The organism is Pseudomonas danubii (assembly GCF_042980055.1).
Lineage (GTDB): Bacteria > Pseudomonadota > Gammaproteobacteria > Pseudomonadales > Pseudomonadaceae > Aquipseudomonas > Aquipseudomonas danubii.
In genome coordinates this window covers 2,891,668-2,909,080 of sequence record NZ_CP116502.1, presented here as the reverse complement: position 1 = coordinate 2,909,080, position 17,413 = coordinate 2,891,668, and the positions used below count along the sequence as shown (strand labels likewise).

Genomic DNA, 17,413 nt, shown 5'->3' with positions numbered 1-17,413 from the left:
CGCGGCACGCGCCCCGCCTCGGCAAAGCACGGCATCACATGGTGTCGACCACCTCGATCCCCAGCAGCCCCAGGCCCTCCTTCAGGGTGCGGGCGGTCAGTTCACAGAGTTTCAGCCGCGAACCATCGACACGCTCGTCAGCAATCACCGGGCAGGACTCGTAGAAACGCGAAAACGCCGTGGCCAGCCCGTACAGGTAGGCACACAGCACGTGGGGCAGGCTTTCGCGCAGCACTTGCAACATCACATCCTCGAAACGCAGCAGCTCGATGGCCAAGCTGTGTTCATGGGGCTCGATGATCTGCAGGCCTTGCTCCTTGACGCTCCCGGCCCGGGTCAGCACGCGGTTGGCCCGGGTGTAGGCGTATTGCAGGTAAGGCGCGGTATTGCCCTCGAAGGACAGCATCGCGTCCCAGTCGAACACATAGTCGGTGTTGCGATGACGGGACAGGTCGGCGTACTTCAGCGCGCCGATGCCCACCACCCGGGCCACGTGTCGACGGGCCTCGGGGTCCAGCCCGTTGTTCTTCGCGACGATCAGCACCTCGGCCCGCTCCACCGCCTCGGTCAGCAACGCATCGAGCTTGACCGACTCGCCGGACTTGGTCTTCAACGGCTTGCCATCGGCGCCCTTGATCGTGCCATGGCTGACATGCTCGAAATCCGCCTGGGGCGGCAGGAAGCCGGCCTTGCGCGCCACCAGGAACAACTGCTGGAAATGCAGGGACTGACGCACATCCACCACATACAGGCAGCGGTCGAGCTTGAGCTGGCGAATGCGAAAACGGATCGCCGCCAGGTCCGTGGTGGCATAGAGAAAGCCACCGCCCTGCTTCTGTACGATAAAGGCCGCCTCCTGGCCCTCCTTGTTGGCGTACTCCGCCAGCATCACCACCCTGGCGCCCTGGCTTTCGGTCAGCAGGCCCTTGTCCTGCAGGGCCTGGACCAGGGGCTGCAGGTCATCGTTGTAGAAACTCTCGCCACGGATGTCCGACTGTTTGAGCAACAGGCCCAGGCGCTGGAAGATATCCAGGGAGTGGGACAGCGACACCTCGACGAAGGTGTGCCACATGCGCAGCACCTCGGCGTCTCCCTGTTGCAACCGGACCACATAATCCCGGGCACGGCGGGCAAAATCCTCCGATTCATCGAAGCGCAGCTTGGCCTGTTGGTAGAAGCGGTTCAGGTCCCGCAGTTCGTAGTCCTGCCGGCAGGTATCGGTGGCCTCTTTCATATAGGCCAGGAGCATGCCGAACTGGGTGCCCCAGTCGCCGACGTGACTCTGCAGGATCACGTCCTGGCCCATGAACAGATTGATCCGCGCCAGGGCGTCGCCAATGATGCTGCCGCGCAGGTGCCCGACGTGCATTTCCTTGGCCAGGTTGACCGAGGCGTACTCCACCATCACCCGCTTGGCCGGCTGCGGCTCGACCCCTAGGTTGCGGGTCAGCAGCGCATGCTCCAGGCGTTCGCGCAGGAAGTCCTTACTGAGGGAAATATTGATAAAGCCCGGCCCGGCGATCTGCAGGTGCTCGGCGATGCCCCGCAGGTCCACCCGCTCCACCAGTTGCAGGGCCAGCTCACGCGGCGCCAGGCCCAGCTTCTTGGCCGCGGCCATGACTCCACTCATCTGGAAGTCGCCAAACTCGGGACGGCTGGCCAGTTGAATCACCGGCGGACTGTCAGTGGCGCCCAGGCCGTTGAGGGCGGCCGCGAAACGTTGGTCCAGAATGCGCATTACAGACATGTCGGATACACCTCATCCTTGAAGATTTCGAACCTCAGGCGGCAACCCTGCCCTTTACCTGACGGCGTAGTTTTGTACCACCATGACCAGCCCGCACAGTGCGGCCAATCCTATGAACATCCATTGCCCCCCCACCAGGTCGAGCATGCCGCCACCGTAGATCGGCGACAGCGCAATGCCCACCCGATAAAGGCTGGAGACCCCGAAATAGGTGCCGCGCAGACTCTCCTGAGCCAGCCGATCGACCTCGATGCTGAAGATCGGGAACACAATCAACTCGCCCACGCTCAACAGCAGCGTGGCCAGCGCCAGCCCCCAGAACAGCGTCACCGGCGAGCCGGCGAACACCAGCTGCGACGCTAACATCAGGGCCATGCCCCAGAACAGCCGGCAACGAGTGGAATAAACCTCCAGCAAGCGCAACAGAGGAAACTGAGTAAAGACCACAATCAGCGAGTTGAGGGTGATCAGGATCACCAGCAGGGTCACCGGGTCCTGTACTTCGCTACGCGCCAGGTACTGCGGCAGGGTCGAGTCGAACGAGGCATAGACGAAGGCCGCCACGGTGTTGCACAGCATCAGCAGGGTAAATCGCCGATGCTTGAGCACCGCACCGAAGGCCACCAGGAAGTTGGGGGTCGGAGCGCTGGCATGCCGCTGCACCCGGGCCTCCTTGTCCCGCAGCAGACGCCACAGCAGCAGGCCGAACACCGTGTACACCAGGGCGCAGACGGCGAACACCAGGGAGCGCACGCTGGACAGCAGCAACATGCCGATCAACGGCCCGATGGAGCCACCGACGTTCACCAGGAAATAGTTGGCATACAGTGCCAGCTCCCGGGACTGCAGATCCTCCACGTAATCGCCGATCAGCACTTTGCAGGTCGACTCCAGCAGCGAGCAGCCGATGCTCACGCCGGCCACTGCCACGCCGAACCAGAACACCGAGCCGGCCTCGATGAACAGCAAGAACGACAGCGCGCTCAACAAGGCGCCCGCCAGGATCAGGCGCCGTCGTCCGAAACGGTCCGAGAGCCAGCCGGTGTAGATACTGCTCAGTGCGCCGCCCACCATGGCCACCGCCAACAGGGTGCCGATCAACGTCGCCCCCAGGTGATAGTCCTGGTACAGGAAGATCGCCAGGAACGGCCAGATCATGAAGAACGCGCTACGGGTCAGCAGGGTGCCGAACAGCACCACATGGATCTCCCTGGGCAGGGTGGCGTAGCGCGCCCAGCTGAAGGTTCTTTCAATCATGGGCCGGCCCACTTCTCCCGCCAGGGGGAGCCTGTCCTCCCCGGCCCTGGTTCATTGCGCTAGAGGGCACGGTTCAGGCTCCTGGGTCTTGAGTTGCGCCAGCAGCCGCTGGTGCTCCTGGTCGGTGATCGGCAGCGCCCAGCCCGGCATGCCACCGGACAGCACATTGACCGCCCTGGAGCGACCGTTGCAGCGCAAATACAGGCCCGACATCTGCTGATTGATGTAGTACAGGCCAAACACCACGAACTGCTCCACCGGCTGGTTCCAGAAGGCCTGGGGCAAAGCATAGGAGCGCTGGCGGATGGTGGCCTGGGCAATCCATTCACTGTGACTTGGACCGATGCAGGCGCGGATCAGTTCGTCAGTGGCTTCCTCACCGAGGATCACCCCCTTGCCACCGGTGGAGTTGCAGGGCTTGAACACCAGCTCTTGGCGCCGCAGCAGCAAACCCTCAAGGTTTTGCGCACTGACCCGCACCGTCATGGGTATCCGGCGATCGATGGCGGCGCGCTGTTCATCGTCCAGCACCGCCCGCAGCGCCGGCTCATGAAACAGCGAGAACCATGACTTGCAGCTGCTCACGTAGTTTTCAAAGGTGTTGAGCAGCAAGGCGCCCGAACAGCAGATACGCCGCACCAGATCGCCGCCATCGACGATTTCCTCCTCCAGGAACAGGCGATAGACCAGGGTTCGCGCGCCTTCTTCGGCGCTCAGCCACTGCGCCTGGTACTGGTGCTCCTTGATCAGTACCACTTCCAGATCCGCACAGGCCTGACGCACATGGCGCAACAACGGCTGGTAGGCCGAAGCGCCTGCCCAGTGGTCATAGGCTTCAAGATCCAGGAGCACCACACGACTGCGCCGCTGCTCCTTGCACAGGCGCTGGATCAGCCGCGCCAGATCGACATAGGGCGATTGCCCGTGTTCGAAGCCACTGAGTTGCACCCCTCGCGTCTCCAGAAAACGCGAGCAGAATTCGTGCAACTGCGGGCCTTCGATGGCCGGGCCGATGTTCAGTTCGCACAGCTGGTACTGGCCATCCTCGCTCAGCAGAACGTCCGCACGGCCAATCAGCCGCCCGCCCTTTTCCAGCAGCGACCAATCCACCAGGTCGCGGACCTGAACCGGCACATTGAACAATTCCAGGATGTGCTCACGGCTGTGCAGGGTCAGCAAATGGGCAAGCATCCGCGACTGCGCCGCCAGGATCAGACGCAGGTCGGCGGCCACCGCCTGAAAGGCAGCGGCGGGAAACAGGGCCAGGGGAAAGGGGGTCGCCTTGTATCCCTGGGGCTTGATCAACTGCGGATTGCGCTGGCCAAACACATCGAACAACGGGCGATTGAGCTCTTCAAAATTCATGGATCGCGCTTCCTGATGCAAATGAGGGGGCAAGCCCTCGGTGGGAATGGATCAGAGGGTCGCTTCGCCGCCATCGATCACGATGTCGGCACCGGTCACCCAGGCGGCTTCATCACTGGCCAGAAACACCGCCGCGCCGGCGTGATCCTGGGGCGTGCCGGCGCGGCCCAGGGGAATGTCCTTGCCCCGTTCGCGCCACAACTGCGGATCGTTGTGCCACTGGTTGCGGTTGCCCTGGGTGGCGGTCAGTCCGGGTGACAGGGTATTGACCCGGATGCCCTGGGCAGCGAACTCGTAGGCCAGGCTCTTGGACAGCATCGACAGCCCGGCCTTGGATGACTGGTAGTGGGCCATCTGGCTGATGGCCTTGAAGGCACTGATGGAAGACACGTTGATCACACTGCCGGCGATCCGCCGTTCGAGCATGTGGGCGATCACCGCCTGGGTCAGAAAGAACGGAAACCGCAGGTTGGCATTCATCACCTTGTGGTAGTCCTCGACGCTGGTTTCGAGAAACCCCGTGCGTGTGGTGATGCCGACATTGTTGACCAGCACATGCAGCTCATCGAACCCGGCGAGGACTCGACCGGCCAGTTGCGGCGCGGCACTGGCCTCCCCCGCATCCACCTGGAAGGCCTGGCATTTCACCCCCAACTCTTGCAGTTGACCCAGCATCTGGGCCGCGGCGGCCTCATCGCGCTGATAGGTAAACGCCACATTGGCCCCTTCTCGCGCCATGGCCAGGGCGATGGCCTGGCCAATGCCATGACTGGCGCCGGTGATCAGCGCGTTCTTGCCGGACAATCGTTGTTCTGCCATGTATTCATCCTTGTCATGCCTGGGCCCCAGGCACTGTAGTTTCAGAGGCTGTGGTTTCAGAGGCTGACGCGTGTGCCCAGCCCCTTGGTCCGTGCCGAGCGCAGCAGGGCTGCCGCCACCGCCACATCCTGAATCGCCGTGCCCACTGACTTGAACAGGCTGCTGGCGGTGCCCCGCGGGACGACGGAGCCGCCCAGCAGGCTGGCGATTTCCTGCACATCCCCGGGCATCAGAACCCCCAGGCGCAGGCTTTGAATCAGCTCGCCGGCCTCACGCAGAGCGGCATCGCGCTCCTCGACGTACACCGCCGCCTGTCCCAGCAGCAGCGGATCGATCTCGCAGGCGATTTCATCGACCCCGCCGATGGCATTGATGTGGGTCCCGGGGCGCACATCCGCCGCCCGCACCAGCGGCTCGGCACTGGCGGTGGAAGTGGCCGTGCAGATCACGTCCGCCATGCGCACAGCCCGGGCCACGCTGTCGGTCACCATGACCTGGGGGCACAACCCACGATCGCTGACCCAGGCCGCCAGGGCCCGGGCCTTGTCCAGGCTCCTGGAATGCAGCAACAGCTGTTCGATGGGGCGCACCGCACAGACCGCCTCGATCTGGCTGCGGGCCTGGACCCCGGCACCGATCACCGCCAGCACCCGGGATGCGGGCCGCGCCAGCAGGTCGGTGGCCAGCCCGGCCATGGCCCCGGTACGCAGGGCCGTCAGATGGGCGCCTTCCATCAGCGCCAGGATTTCCCCGGTCTGGCTGCTGAGCAGGATCACCAGGGCATGGATCAGCGGCCGACCGTGGCGGGGGTTGTCCGGGGTGATGGTCGAAACCTTGACCGCCACCGCCTGGGCCAAGGGCAGGGCCGCCGGCATCACCAGCACTTGGTTGCTCTCGGCACTGTCGCCCAGGGTCATGATGGTTCGCGGCGGCACTTGCACGCCGTCCGCCATGGCCGGTGCCAGGGCCTGGCGCAGGGCCTCGATGGCCTCGCCCATGGACAGTGCCCGAGCCATGGCCTGGCGATCGAGGCTGAGAAAATTCATGGCACCTCCTGTTCGGCCGCGGGCAAGGCCAGGGGCTCGCGCCGGGGCACCAGGAATGAACGCTGGTAACTGAGCACCACACTGCCATCGGCCTTGAAGCCTTCGGTCTCGATGGTGGCGATCCCCTGCCCCGGCCGTGAACGGCTGGGGCGGATGGCCAGGACCTTCGACTTGGCGTAGAGGGTGTCGCCGATGAACACCGGGGCCGAGAGCCGCACCTGATCCCAGCCCAGGTTGGCCAGGGTGCGAAAGCTCATGGTCTGCACCGACATGCCATTGATGATGGCGAAGGTCACCACGCTGTTGACCAGCACCTTGCCGAACTCCGTGTCCTTGGCGTACTCCTGGTCGAAGTGCAGCGGGTGATGGTTCATCGACAGCAGGGTCAGCCAGGTGTTGTCGGTTTCCAGCACGGTGCGCCCGGGCCAGTGACGAATCACGTCGCCGGGCTTAAAGTCCTCGAAGAACATCCCCGGCGACTCCAGGTACTCACCGTTGTCCAGCCGTTGCAGGGTCGAGATCATGGATGTGGCTCCTGGGTAAAATTGTTCAGCAGCTTGCGGGCCTTCTTGATGAATGGAGGACCGATCATGTCGCCATCCAGGGTGAAGATTTCGCCCTGGCTGTGCTCCGCCCGACGCAGGATCTCCCGGGCCCGTTCCAGCTCGCCGGGGCTGGGGCTGAACACCTCCATGACCGTGGCCAGCTGGCGCGGGTGGACGATGGCCTTGCCATGGAATCCCAGGGCCTTGACCGCCCGGCTTTCCTGCAGCAACAGCTGCGGATCGTCCAGGTGATAGCAGGCGGTGTCGATGGCGGCGATGTCGTAGCGCGCCGCTGCGTTAGCGATGCGCTGGCGGGCGTAGAGCATGTTTTCCCAACCGATTTCCACCCCCAGCTCGGCCGCAAAGTCCGCCGAGCCGAACACCAGCCCCGAGCACTGGCTGGCAATCGGGTCGATGGCGTCGATGGCCTCCAGGGTCTCCACGGTGACGTACAGCTGCACCGGGTGCTGCAGCTCGCTGAGCTGGGCACGCACGATCTCCAGTTCGCAGGCATCGCGGACCATGGTCAGCATCACGATGTCCGGCGCCAGGCCATGGCGGATGAAGGCCTCAAGGTCCAGCAGGCCTTGGGGCGAGCGCAGTTCGTTGATCCGCACCGCCACCCGGGACGCCGACGCCGGAGCCTTGAGCAATTGCAGGCAATGCTCCCGGGCCAGGGCTTTCCTGGCTGGGGGCACCGAGTCTTCCAGGTCGATCAGGCAGACATCGGCCCCCGCCTCCCGAGCGCCTTGCAGCCGCTCCAGGTTGAAGGCCGGGGTGTAGAGGATCGAACGGGGCAACCGGGGAATGGGGGCAACTGAATAACCACGGGTTTGCATAACCGGACACTCGCAGCAATGGATGGGTTCAGGACTCGATGCAGCCACGCAGCAGTTCGCACATCGACAGCACCTGCTCCTCGCTGATGGTGGAGCGCAACATGACCCGCAGCCCGGCGTTGTCCTTGGCCACGATGGGGAAGAACACCGGCGACACATAGAAGCCGTTTTCGAACAGCAGCCGGCCGCTGCGGATCACCTTGTCGTTGGGCAACTGCACCAGGCGGATCGGAAAGGCATTGCCGGCCTGCTCGGTGCGGATGAACTCGTCGAACAGCTGGATGTTGCGCGACAGGGCGTTCTGCCGCAGCGCCAGTTCCGGGCCGCGATGCAGATCGGCAGACGCCAGGGAGGCGCCGATGGCCGCGGTGTTCATCGGCTGCGACCAGGCCATCGGCCCACCGAAACGGGTCAGGATGTCCTCCACCTGCTTGCCCTTGGGGCCGAACATGATGGCTGCGCCACTGGCGCCGAACGCCTTGTTCAGGGTGGCGACGATGATGGTGTTTTCATTGACCTGATCGATGTGCGAGCGCACATAGCCCTCGCCGTGGCGACCGACGATGGACAGCGAGTGTGAATCGTCCAGGTAGAGGAACAGGCCGTACTTTTCCTGCAGGGTCAGCAAGTCCCCGAGGGCCGCGTGGCCGCCCATGCTGTAGGTGCCGTCGGCGACATAGGCGACCTTGCGATACTTGCGGCACAGGTCTTCCAGGGCATTCATGTCGTTGTGGCCGATGGTGAACACCTCGGTCTCATCGCCGCACACCGGCTTGTACAGGCTCATGGAAAAGTGCGCGAACTTGTCGAAGGCCATCACCGGGCGCACGCCCTGGGTCAGGTGCCCGGACGCCAGCAGCGGGAGGATGCCTGCCGTGGCCGCACCTGCGGAAATGGCGGTGATGACCTTGGCCTCGAACAGCTGCGAGAGCGACGCCTCCAGCTCCAGCAGCGCCGGAATCTGGATGCGGATCCGGGAAATGCAGTGATCCAGCACGCCGTAGCGATGCAAGGCGTCGATGGCGCCCTGGACAATGCTCGGATGGGAATCCAGGTCCAGGTAGGAACAGCAACTGACGTTGATGAAACGATGGCCATCGGCGGTTTCCAGGCTGCCGTCCCCCACCAGGTTGGCGACGATGCCCGCCAGGCCGTTGCGTTCGGATTCGTCCCAGAACTGGTTGCCGTAATCGAAGGCCTTGAGGTTGTTGCGGTACTTGTTGGTGACCTGAGGCTGAGTGTTGTCGGTCATGATGCTCTCCGGAATTCGAGTGAGTAGGTGCCTGTCAGGTAGGCATGACGTCGAGGGCCTGGGCTTCGAACACCGCCAGCCGCCGCTTGAAGTCGCTGTCGGTTTTCCACACCGCGAAGATGTCGCCACTGGCGCCGACCATGATCAGCGCGTCCATGCCCTTGGCCCGCTTGAGGGTCTGCAGGGCATGGGCCGGGGTCTGGGCGATCGGGCTGCCGACGTTCAGCGAAGTGTTCACCGAGGCCTCGACCCCGCACTGTTTCCCCATCTGCTTGAGGTAGGCGTGGATCAGCGGGTTGAGGGACTGGCGCACGATCTGCAGGCGACTGGTGCCGTCCACATGGACCACCGCTGGAACCCGGCTGCGGGCCTCGGGGCGTGCCCGGGCGGTGAGCACCATGTAGTTGTAGGCCGAGTAGTCGTCGGTCTTGGCCCCTTCATCGAGCTCGAACAGCCGATGGGCTTCTTCCAGGGTGACCATGGGCGCCAGCGGCCGGATCTTCTCCCGGAACTTCACTTTCGAGTTGAGCAGTTCCAAGGTGTTGGGATTGCGCGGGTTGGCCAGGATGCTGCGATTGCCCAAGGCCCGCGGACCGGTTTCCGCCGGGCCCTGGAACACCCCGATCACGGCGTTGTTGCACACCAGGCTGGCCATGAAGCGCGCCACCTCGGTCAGGGAATCGGCCTGGCTCAGGGAGCCGATCTTGCGGGCTTCGACCCCCTGCTCCTCGATCACTGCGCGCTGGATCTGCGCCGTGGACGGTGCCAGGCCACACAGGTACGGGCTGGCGAAATCGTTGCGCGCGTCGGCGCCATTGCGCATGGCGAACTGTATCGCCGCGCCCAGGGCCACACCGCAGTCGCTGGGGATCGGCGGCACCCAGATCTTCAGGCACTGGTCCTGGCCCAGGTAGCGCTGGAAGTAGTCGCGATTGAAGTGCTGGACCAGATGCATGTTGGCAATGCAATTGAGCGCCGTGCCGCCGGTGAGCACCAGCTTGTGGGCACAGGTCTTGCGGATCAGGTGATCGACGATATGGAACAGCGCGTCCTCGAACACCAGTTGCAGGGCCTGGGCCTTGTCGACCCGATCCTGGGTGATGTCCGAATGCTCGATGTCGTCGACGCTGAGCACGCTGTCCGGGTTCCACATGTCCCCCGGAGCGATGGGCGCGCCGAGGATGTCGATCAGCGGCTGGCCATAGGGCTCGGTGTGGCTCTTGATGTGCCAGTTGACCATGGTCCGGTTGACGTGGATGTTGCCTTCCTCGGCGAAATACAGGATCTGCCGCAGGCGCTTGTAATAGGGGTTGGTCAGCCGGCTGGCATTGCCCCAGGCCGCGGCGCCCATGTAGCGCCCTTCGGAGCTGAGGAAACTCCAGCCGCCCTGGGTCGAGCTGATGTAGCCGTACAGGTAGCCCAGGGAGTCGATGGTGCTCTGGTTTTGCCGGTGACAGATGACCTGGCCGTCGCGGACTTCGTACAGCGAGATGGCACCGTTGTCGCCAGTGCCGTCGAGCACGGTGAGGATCACCGGCTCAGGCTCCCGGGCGAACGGCGACAGGGCATAGGCCAGGTAGGCATGGTTGTTGTGGTGATGCATGCCGATCAGCGGCTGGGTGGTTTCCAGGCCCAGGCTCTGGGAGATCCGCTTGGGCGCCCCCAGGCCCTTGACCAGGTGGCTGAGGTTGAAGTTCGGGTCGTGCCGCGGGTTGAGCAGGGTCAGGCTGCTGGGGGCATGTTCGAAGATGATCTTCAGGTCAAAGCCCAGGGCGCGGATGTAGTCCCAACTGCCAAGAATGCAGAAGATGTCCTGCGCGCTGATGTTGCGGCTGGCCATGATCAGGCGGATCTCTGCCAGGCTGTGCTGGGGAAACTTGTTGGAGTGTTTTTCTGCGCTGAAGCGCTCCTCCTCGTTGTTGGCAATGATGTGGATGCCATCCTTGGCGCTGACCTTGATCAGGGCCACGCCGGTGTTGTGCCCGAAGGGGCCGACCCCCAGCAGGTACAGGCTCTCGCCCTGAGCCAGACGCCGGGCGAACTCCGCTCCGCGCTCCTGGGCGAAGGCGCTTTCACCGCTGTAGAAATGCTGCCGCCGGCCCAACTTCTCGTAGACATAGTCGGTCACGCGCTTGACCCACTCGGGCAGGCGCTTGAGCTTCGGCCCGTAGGTTCCATATACCGTGGTCATGTCGACACTCTCCTGAGATAAACCTCGAACCCGTCCTGGGTTCAGTTCCGGCAACGATCTTCGGCGGCCCGGACTGCCGCACTGGTGATGATGTCCAGATTGCCCGCATAGGCCGGCAAGTAGTCCCCTGCCCCCCTGGCCCGGACCATGGTCACCACTTTGCCGTCGATCAGGCTGGGTTCCATGATCAGCGAGTAGCCGGGCATGTACTGGCGCACCTGATCGAGCATCACGCGGACACTGTGCCGCAGCTCGGCCATGTCCGGTTTGTCTATCAGGGCGAAGACCGTGGTCTGCATGTCCACCGGCGGATCGGCCGGATTGATGTTGAGGATCGACTTGACGCTCGGGGCGCCGGAGAAATGCTTGAGGGCCTTCTCCGTGGTGCACAGGTACTCGTTCACATTCAGCCGGGTTGCGGAGCCGGCACTGCGGGCGGAAATCGACGACACCGCCTCCACGTAGTTCAGGTGCTGCCCGGTGCGCCGCAGCGCGTGCACGATCGGCAGGGAGGCCTGGCCACCGCAGGTGACCATGTTGAGGTTCTCTACATCCCGCAACGTGCTCGAATTGATCGTGGGCACACACCAGACGCCGGTATCGGCCGGAGTCAGGTTGATCAGCAACTTGCCCTGCCCCTCCAACACTTGGGCATGTTGCACATGGGCCTGGGCACTGCTGGCATCGAACACCACATCAACTTCATCCAGATGTTCAACTAACTTATCAATACCGCGATGATCACAACGCACTCCCAGTTTTGCGGCATAGTCCAGCCCCGCCGACTGTTGATTGCGCCCAATAAAATAATCACAGCGCAAATAAGAACTGCGCATGACCTTCAACAGAAGATCACAGCCAATATTACCGCTGCCTAATATCGCGACTCTAAGTACCATAAAGCGCTCTCCTTGCTTATGGGAAGTCAGTTGAATTCACAGCGCCTTGGCCAGATTCATCGCAACTTCAATAATCAGGTCTTCCTGACCTGCCACTACTTTTCTTTTGCCCAGCACGCGATATATATCCAGCGCCGCGACACCATGTTGTTGTGCGGCCTTCAACACCGGTTTTTCAAACCCCGAGAACACCCCGTACAAACCGCTGACAATGTTCATGGCACTGATATGGGGCTGCGCGCTCTTGATCCGGTCCGTGCTCTGCTCCGAGGCGACGATCATGGCAAAGGCCCGAGCCTCGTCCACCAGACCGAGCTTCATCAGCGCCGCGCACAACACTTCCAGGGGGGTATTGCCGGCGCCGGCGCCGAGGCCGTTGATGGTGCCGTCGAGCAACCGGGCTCCGGCCCTGACCGCGCTCAGGCTGTTGGCCACCGCCAGCCCCAGGTTGTTATGCCCGTGAAAACCTATGGGCACCGGCAACTCCTGGGCCAGCAGCGAGACCTTTTCAAAGGCGTCCTGCTCCATGTAGGCCCCGGCGGAATCCATCAGCACAATGGCGTCGGCGCCGTAGCTGACCTGCAGTCGGGCCTGCTCCAGCAGGGTCCGGGCACTGGCCATGTGGGTCATCATCAGCACGCCCTGGGCCTCGGCGCCCCGTGACTTGACGAAGTCGATGTAGCGCGCGGTGATATCGGCCTCGGTGCAATGGCAGGCGATGCGCAGCACATCCACGCCCTGCTCGATGGCCATGTGCAGATGATCGATCCTGGCGAACCCGGGAATCGCATGAATCCCCAGGCGGGTCTGCTGCAAGGCTTCCCGGGCGGTGCTCAACATCGCTTCATCACTGTGGGGAGCCAGCCCCAACTGCAGGGACGAAGCGCCCAGGCCGTTGCCATGACCGACCTCCACGCAATAGAGCCCACAGGCATCCACGGCGCGGCAATAGGCACTGATGTCCTCCAGGCCAAGGCGGTGCCCGAGCGCATGATTACCGTCCCGAAGTGTCGGGTCGTAAAGTTCAACTTTCGTCATGTCAGCAATCCCTTGCGACCCCCGGTACAGGGGTACTTAATGACTCTGCCCCACCCTTCACTTCCTTGAAGGGCTTATCGGGCCGGGGCATGACCAAACCAACCAGCGCCGGCCACCAGCGTATTAACAATCCGGTTAAAGCTCTAACTTCCCTGACAACAATCAGCCTGACCAGCTCTACAAAACTCCATGTAGAACACTATCTTTCAGACAACTTCCCCAATGCTTGATCTGAAATCTTTTTTGATACTTCCATAGCCATTCCGAGACTGTCAACCGCACTAATTTCATTCTAAAAAACCGTAATATTTTTTAAGAAAGAAAATCACTCCAGAAAAAAAACCATATCGACGCCCTCGCCTCATCCACCATTGCCCCGTATCGACTGGCCCATGAGCACTTTCGCCAACGGCTGTAGCGAGAGCGATTGATGGCGGATTTCAACAGCGAAAATAAACTCGACGGGAACTATCCAGAGGCTATTTATTTTTTAAATTTGACGCCTGCCAAGGGGCTAACTAGCGTCCTTCGATCGCTATAACTTTCACTCCAGAAACAGCGTATTGCCGTATTCGGGCAAAAAAAAACCCCGCCGCAGCGGGGTCAAAACGAGAGGAGCTATAACGGATGAGAAAGAGCTCTACCTGGATGTTGCAACAGCCTTAGAACACGTACTGCACGCGAGCCACCAGGGCGTCGCCACTGTCATCGCCAACGCTGTTGCTGATCTTGTCGGTGCTGACCTTGATGTAGTTGGCGGACACCTTGATCGCCTCGTTGGCGTACCAGTTGACCCCGATGGTGTTCATGTTGGCCTTGGCATCGCCAACTTCACGGGTAGCGGTGGCGGCGACGATGTTCTTGTCATCAACCTTGATGTTGTCGTAGCGGTAGAACACTTCCCAGGCACCGTACTGCTTGTTTTCCGGCTTGATGGTGTCGAACTTGGCGCCATCGAGTTTGTAGACCCGGGATTCGCCGGTCAGGGTGTAGGCCAGTTGGCCGTAGAAACCGTTGGCCTTGACGTCCTTGTAAGCGTTGCTGTCGGCTTTGAGCTTGCGAGTCAGGTATTCCGCCTGGGCCGAGAACGGGCCACTGGCGAAGGCGAACTCGCCGCCGAACACTCGGTCATTGTCATAAGCGCCTGCTGTCGTCAGGTTCGAGGCGTTCAGGCCCACGCCACCGCCGAAGGTAGCGCGGTTGCCGTTGGCGCCGGCATCGTTGCCGCCGTTGGTGGCGATGCCACGCACGCCCAGGCGAGGACGAATCCGCGAGTCGAAGGCGGTGTCGCCCAGATCGCGGCTGGCGAAGTCCAGGCCGAAGTGCAGGACGTTGCCGGTTTCATGCAGCGGTGCAAACACGGCACGGGCGTTGAGCTGCTTGACGCTGTCGCCATCGCTGTCGTTGATGTCCTTGGCCGAGACGCTGCCGGACAGGTAAGCCATGTCGGCCACCACCGAGCTGACCTGCAGCCCCATGCCGTTCTCGTGGGAGTTGATCCAGTCGGCCAGCTCGTAGGCGGCGTTACGCTCCATGGAGGTGACCCACTTGGAGCTGGTGGCCTTCTCCAGACCGAAGTCGGCGTCGAAACGACCGGCGCGAATGGTCACCGGCTTGAAGCCCACATAAGAGATGGACGCCTCGTCGAAGTAACCGTCATCGGCGGTGCCCGAGTTGTGGGAGAAGTCGTAGCTGATCTGGTATTTCCAATCCTTGTAGGCGGTGCCGCCCAATTCCAGATAGGCGCGGCGGAAGTAGGCGCCGTCGCCGGTATCACCATTCTTGGTGTAGAACCCGTCGAAACGGCCATAGTCGGCTTGCAGACGACCGCCCAGCTTGAAGCTGAATGCGGAGTCGGTGGTAGCAACCTCAAGGCCGCCCTTGGTTTTGACTACGATATCGGCGCCGTCGGTGGTGACGGTGCCAGCGAAAGCCTGGGCGGTTACTGCCAGGGCCAGGGCGCTGGCGGCAAAACCGGCGAAGTGCTTACGGATCATCGAAGAGTTCCCCTAATTGGTGGTCTGTAGCGTTGGAAAACACGCGGGGTTGGCCCGCTGGTGTTGGGTGGGAATCTTGGCGATGGGTTATTTCAGCCGGGTTGCTGATAGATAAAGATTTAATTACAGGGGAACTTTTTTACTTCGAAATGCAATAAGGCAAAAAGCCCGTGCTAGAGCGCTTTCGCCAGGGTTTGCGGGGGAATGGGGGGACATTACAGGGCTGTCACCTTCGATCGGATGACCGATTGATGACAGATGCGGATGCACGGCGGCATCCGCATGGGGGAAAGGTCAGAGGTCGCGCTTGTGCTCGGCAGCCAGGCGTTCGGCCAGTTCGTCCAGGCCTTCCAGAGGCGGCTCGGGAAGCACCCGCAACGTAGCCTGGAGCAGGCGCATCTGACGAATGAAACGCCGGCAATTGGGGCAGAACAGCAGATGATGGCGAACCATCAGGCGCTCGCGAAAACTCAGCTGGCCGTCCAGGTAGTCGCTGGAACGTGCCACTTGTTCCTTACAGGTCAGCATTGGCCGGTTTCCTCAAAATGCTCCACGGTGGCGAAGACTTTCAAACGCGCCCGGTGCAACAGCACCCGTACATTGGAGAGCGTGAGCCCCAAAAGATTACAGATTTCTTCCAGCTCCAACCCCTGACGTTCGCGCAACAGCAGGACGCTGCTTTGCAGTTCCGAGAGGCTGAGCAGAGTGTGCTCCAGGCAGTCACGCAGCTCGGACTCGGTCAGCAGGGCCTCCGGGGTGTCTTCGTGCCAGGCGAAGGGCGCCACCAGCCAGTGGCCATCGCTGGAAGAGAAACGCTCATCGCCCACAGTGCCGTGGGGGGCGGGCAAGTCATCCAGCAGGACTTCCCGGCGATTCTGTTTGTAACGGCCCTTGGCCGCGTTGGACGTGATGGTCAGCAGCCAGGTCTTGAGGCTGGAACGCCCCTGAAACCCTGACAGATTGCGCACCACCGACAACCAGGCGTCCTGTACCACTTCATCGGCATGGCGGTTGCCGACAATGGCGTAAGCCACCGCGCGCATAGCGCTCTGGTAGGTACTGACCAGTTCCTTGTATGCCTTTTGCTCACCCGCCAAAAGGCGCTCTAGCAGTTGCGTGTCATCAGCAGCAGCCATTCGTGCCTCGTTCAATCATGCAGGTTTGAGAGGGTGTGACGCGCCAACCCGGCCCTGCGCCACACCCGCATCAGCCTAGATCAACGCTTGCGCAGCAGTACGCTGCCGATGGAGTAGCCGGCGCCGAAGGAACTGAGCACGGCCAGGGAGCCGCTGGCCAGGTCGTCCTGGTACTTGTGGAAGGCAATCACCGAGCCGGCCGAACTGGTGTTGGCGTAAGTGTCGAGAATCACCGGGGCCTCTTCCACCGTGGCTTCACGGCCCAGGAGTTTCTTGACGATCAGGTGGTTCATGCTCAGGTTGGCCTGGTGCAGCCAGAAGCGCTTCACGTCGCCGACATTGAGTTGGTTTTCTTCCAGGTGGGCCGCGATCAGTTCGGCCACCATCGGGCATACGTCACGGAACACCTTGCGGCCTTCCTGGACGAACAGCTTGTCCCGGGCACCTATGCCCTCTTCCGCCGCGCGGTTGAGGAAACCGAAGTTGTTGCGGATGTTGTTGGAGAACTGGGTCAGCAACTTGGTGCTGACGATCTCGAACTGCTGGGCCGAGGTGGCGAGGTCGGCACGCTCGATGATCACCGCGGTGGCGGCGTCGCCGAAGATGAAGTGGCTGTCGCGGTCACGGAAGTTCAAGTGTCCGGTGCAGACTTCCGGGTTGACCATCAGGATGGCCCGGGCCTGGCCCAGTTGCACGCTGTTGCAGGCAGCCTGGATGCCGAAGGTCGCCGAAGAACAGGCCACGTTCATGTCAAAGCCGAAGCCCTGGATGCCCAGGGCGGCCTGGACTTCGATGGCGATGGCCGGATAGGCACGCTGCAGGTTGGAACAGGCAACGATCACCCCGTCGATGTCGGCGGCGGTCTTGCCGGCCCGTTGCAGGGCCTGTTCGGCGGCGGCGACCGCCATCTGGCAAAGCACCGACCATTCGTCGTTGGAACGTTCCGGCAGGCGCGGAGCCATGCGTTGCGGGTCGAGGATGCCGTCCTTGTCCATGACGAAGCGACTTTTGATCCCCGAGGCCTTTTCAATGAAAGCGGCGTTGGATTCGGTCAGGGCCTGCACCTCGCCCCGCTCGATGGCCGCGGCGTTGTCGCTGTTGAACTGGTGGACGTAGGCATTGAAAGATTCCACCAGCTCTTCGTTGGAAATGCTGTTGGCCGGGGTAAACAGGCCGGTGCCGCTGATGACGACGTTATGCACGGTCGTTCCTCTAGTGTGATGAGGCAGAAGGTCTTGGCACCGCCGTGCCAAACCATAAACGGACTGCCCCGCTGGTGGGA

General features: G+C 62.3%; 15 protein-coding genes. All 15 read right to left on the bottom strand.

Going from position 1 to position 17,413, the window contains the following annotated elements; all coding sequences use genetic code 11:
• Positions 1 to 34: 34 nt before the first annotated feature.
• The 15 genes from argS to PFZ56_RS13435 all read right to left on the bottom strand — a co-directional run bounded on the left by argS (position 35) and on the right by PFZ56_RS13435 (position 17,333).
• Entirely contained in the window at positions 35 to 1,747 is a 1,713-nt protein-coding gene (gene argS, locus PFZ56_RS13505; protein ID WP_170001310.1) for an arginine--tRNA ligase, read from the bottom strand.
• A 54-nt stretch (positions 1,748 to 1,801) separates the two neighbouring features.
• Positions 1,802 to 3,004 (bottom strand): MFS transporter, encoded by a 1,203-nt coding sequence (locus PFZ56_RS13500; protein WP_110595120.1) that lies wholly within the window; start codon positions 3,002 to 3,004, stop codon positions 1,802 to 1,804.
• A gap of 51 nt (positions 3,005 to 3,055) precedes the next feature.
• Positions 3,056 to 4,369: a hypothetical protein gene (locus tag PFZ56_RS13495; RefSeq protein WP_170001311.1), complete on the bottom strand. Its 1,314-nt coding sequence runs from the start codon at positions 4,367 to 4,369 to the stop codon at positions 3,056 to 3,058.
• A gap of 51 nt (positions 4,370 to 4,420) precedes the next feature.
• Positions 4,421 to 5,188 carry an SDR family NAD(P)-dependent oxidoreductase gene (locus PFZ56_RS13490; protein WP_170001312.1) on the bottom strand — a complete coding sequence of 256 codons (768 nt, stop codon included), beginning with the start codon at positions 5,186 to 5,188 and terminating at the stop codon, positions 4,421 to 4,423.
• 56 nt (positions 5,189 to 5,244) lie between these two features.
• Positions 5,245 to 6,234 (bottom strand): ornithine cyclodeaminase family protein, encoded by a 990-nt coding sequence (locus PFZ56_RS13485; protein WP_123393367.1) that lies wholly within the window; start codon positions 6,232 to 6,234, stop codon positions 5,245 to 5,247.
• On the bottom strand, positions 6,231 to 6,758 hold the full coding sequence (locus PFZ56_RS13480) for a MaoC family dehydratase (RefSeq protein ID WP_102878788.1): 528 nt from the start codon (positions 6,756 to 6,758) through the stop codon (positions 6,231 to 6,233). The genes PFZ56_RS13485 and PFZ56_RS13480 overlap by 4 nt, the downstream gene beginning before the upstream one ends.
• A complete protein-coding gene (locus PFZ56_RS13475) occupies positions 6,755 to 7,618 on the bottom strand; it encodes a CoA ester lyase (RefSeq protein ID WP_170001313.1) in 864 nt (287 codons plus the stop codon). Before PFZ56_RS13475 ends, PFZ56_RS13480 begins: the two co-directional genes overlap by 4 nt.
• A 28-nt stretch (positions 7,619 to 7,646) precedes the next feature.
• Positions 7,647 to 8,870, bottom strand: a complete 1,224-nt coding sequence (locus tag PFZ56_RS13470; protein WP_170001314.1) for an aminotransferase class I/II-fold pyridoxal phosphate-dependent enzyme — start codon at positions 8,868 to 8,870, stop codon at positions 7,647 to 7,649.
• A 34-nt stretch (positions 8,871 to 8,904) separates the two neighbouring features.
• Complete coding sequence (locus PFZ56_RS13465; protein WP_170001315.1) at positions 8,905 to 11,061, bottom strand: carbamoyltransferase C-terminal domain-containing protein; 2,157 nt, start codon at positions 11,059 to 11,061, stop codon at positions 8,905 to 8,907.
• A 41-nt stretch (positions 11,062 to 11,102) separates the two neighbouring features.
• Positions 11,103 to 11,897, bottom strand: a complete 795-nt coding sequence (locus tag PFZ56_RS13460) for an acetaldehyde dehydrogenase (acetylating) (protein WP_394304638.1) — start codon at positions 11,895 to 11,897, stop codon at positions 11,103 to 11,105.
• A 99-nt stretch (positions 11,898 to 11,996) separates the two neighbouring features.
• Positions 11,997 to 12,998, bottom strand: a complete 1,002-nt coding sequence (dmpG, locus tag PFZ56_RS13455; protein WP_110595115.1) for a 4-hydroxy-2-oxovalerate aldolase — start codon at positions 12,996 to 12,998, stop codon at positions 11,997 to 11,999.
• A 662-nt stretch (positions 12,999 to 13,660) separates the two neighbouring features.
• Positions 13,661 to 14,995, bottom strand: a complete 1,335-nt coding sequence (locus tag PFZ56_RS13450; RefSeq protein WP_110595114.1) for an OprO/OprP family phosphate-selective porin — start codon at positions 14,993 to 14,995, stop codon at positions 13,661 to 13,663.
• A gap of 294 nt (positions 14,996 to 15,289) precedes the next feature.
• Entirely contained in the window at positions 15,290 to 15,523 is a 234-nt protein-coding gene (locus PFZ56_RS13445) for an anti-sigma factor (RefSeq protein ID WP_102861663.1), read from the bottom strand.
• Entirely contained in the window at positions 15,517 to 16,131 is a 615-nt protein-coding gene (locus PFZ56_RS13440) for an RNA polymerase sigma factor (protein WP_102861662.1), read from the bottom strand. Before PFZ56_RS13440 ends, PFZ56_RS13445 begins: the two co-directional genes overlap by 7 nt.
• 80 nt (positions 16,132 to 16,211) lie before the next feature.
• The gene (locus tag PFZ56_RS13435; protein ID WP_102861661.1) at positions 16,212 to 17,333 is read right to left on the bottom strand and encodes a beta-ketoacyl-ACP synthase III; all 1,122 of its coding nucleotides are present in this window, start codon (positions 17,331 to 17,333) and stop codon (positions 16,212 to 16,214) included.
• Positions 17,334 to 17,413: the final 80 nt, after the last annotated feature.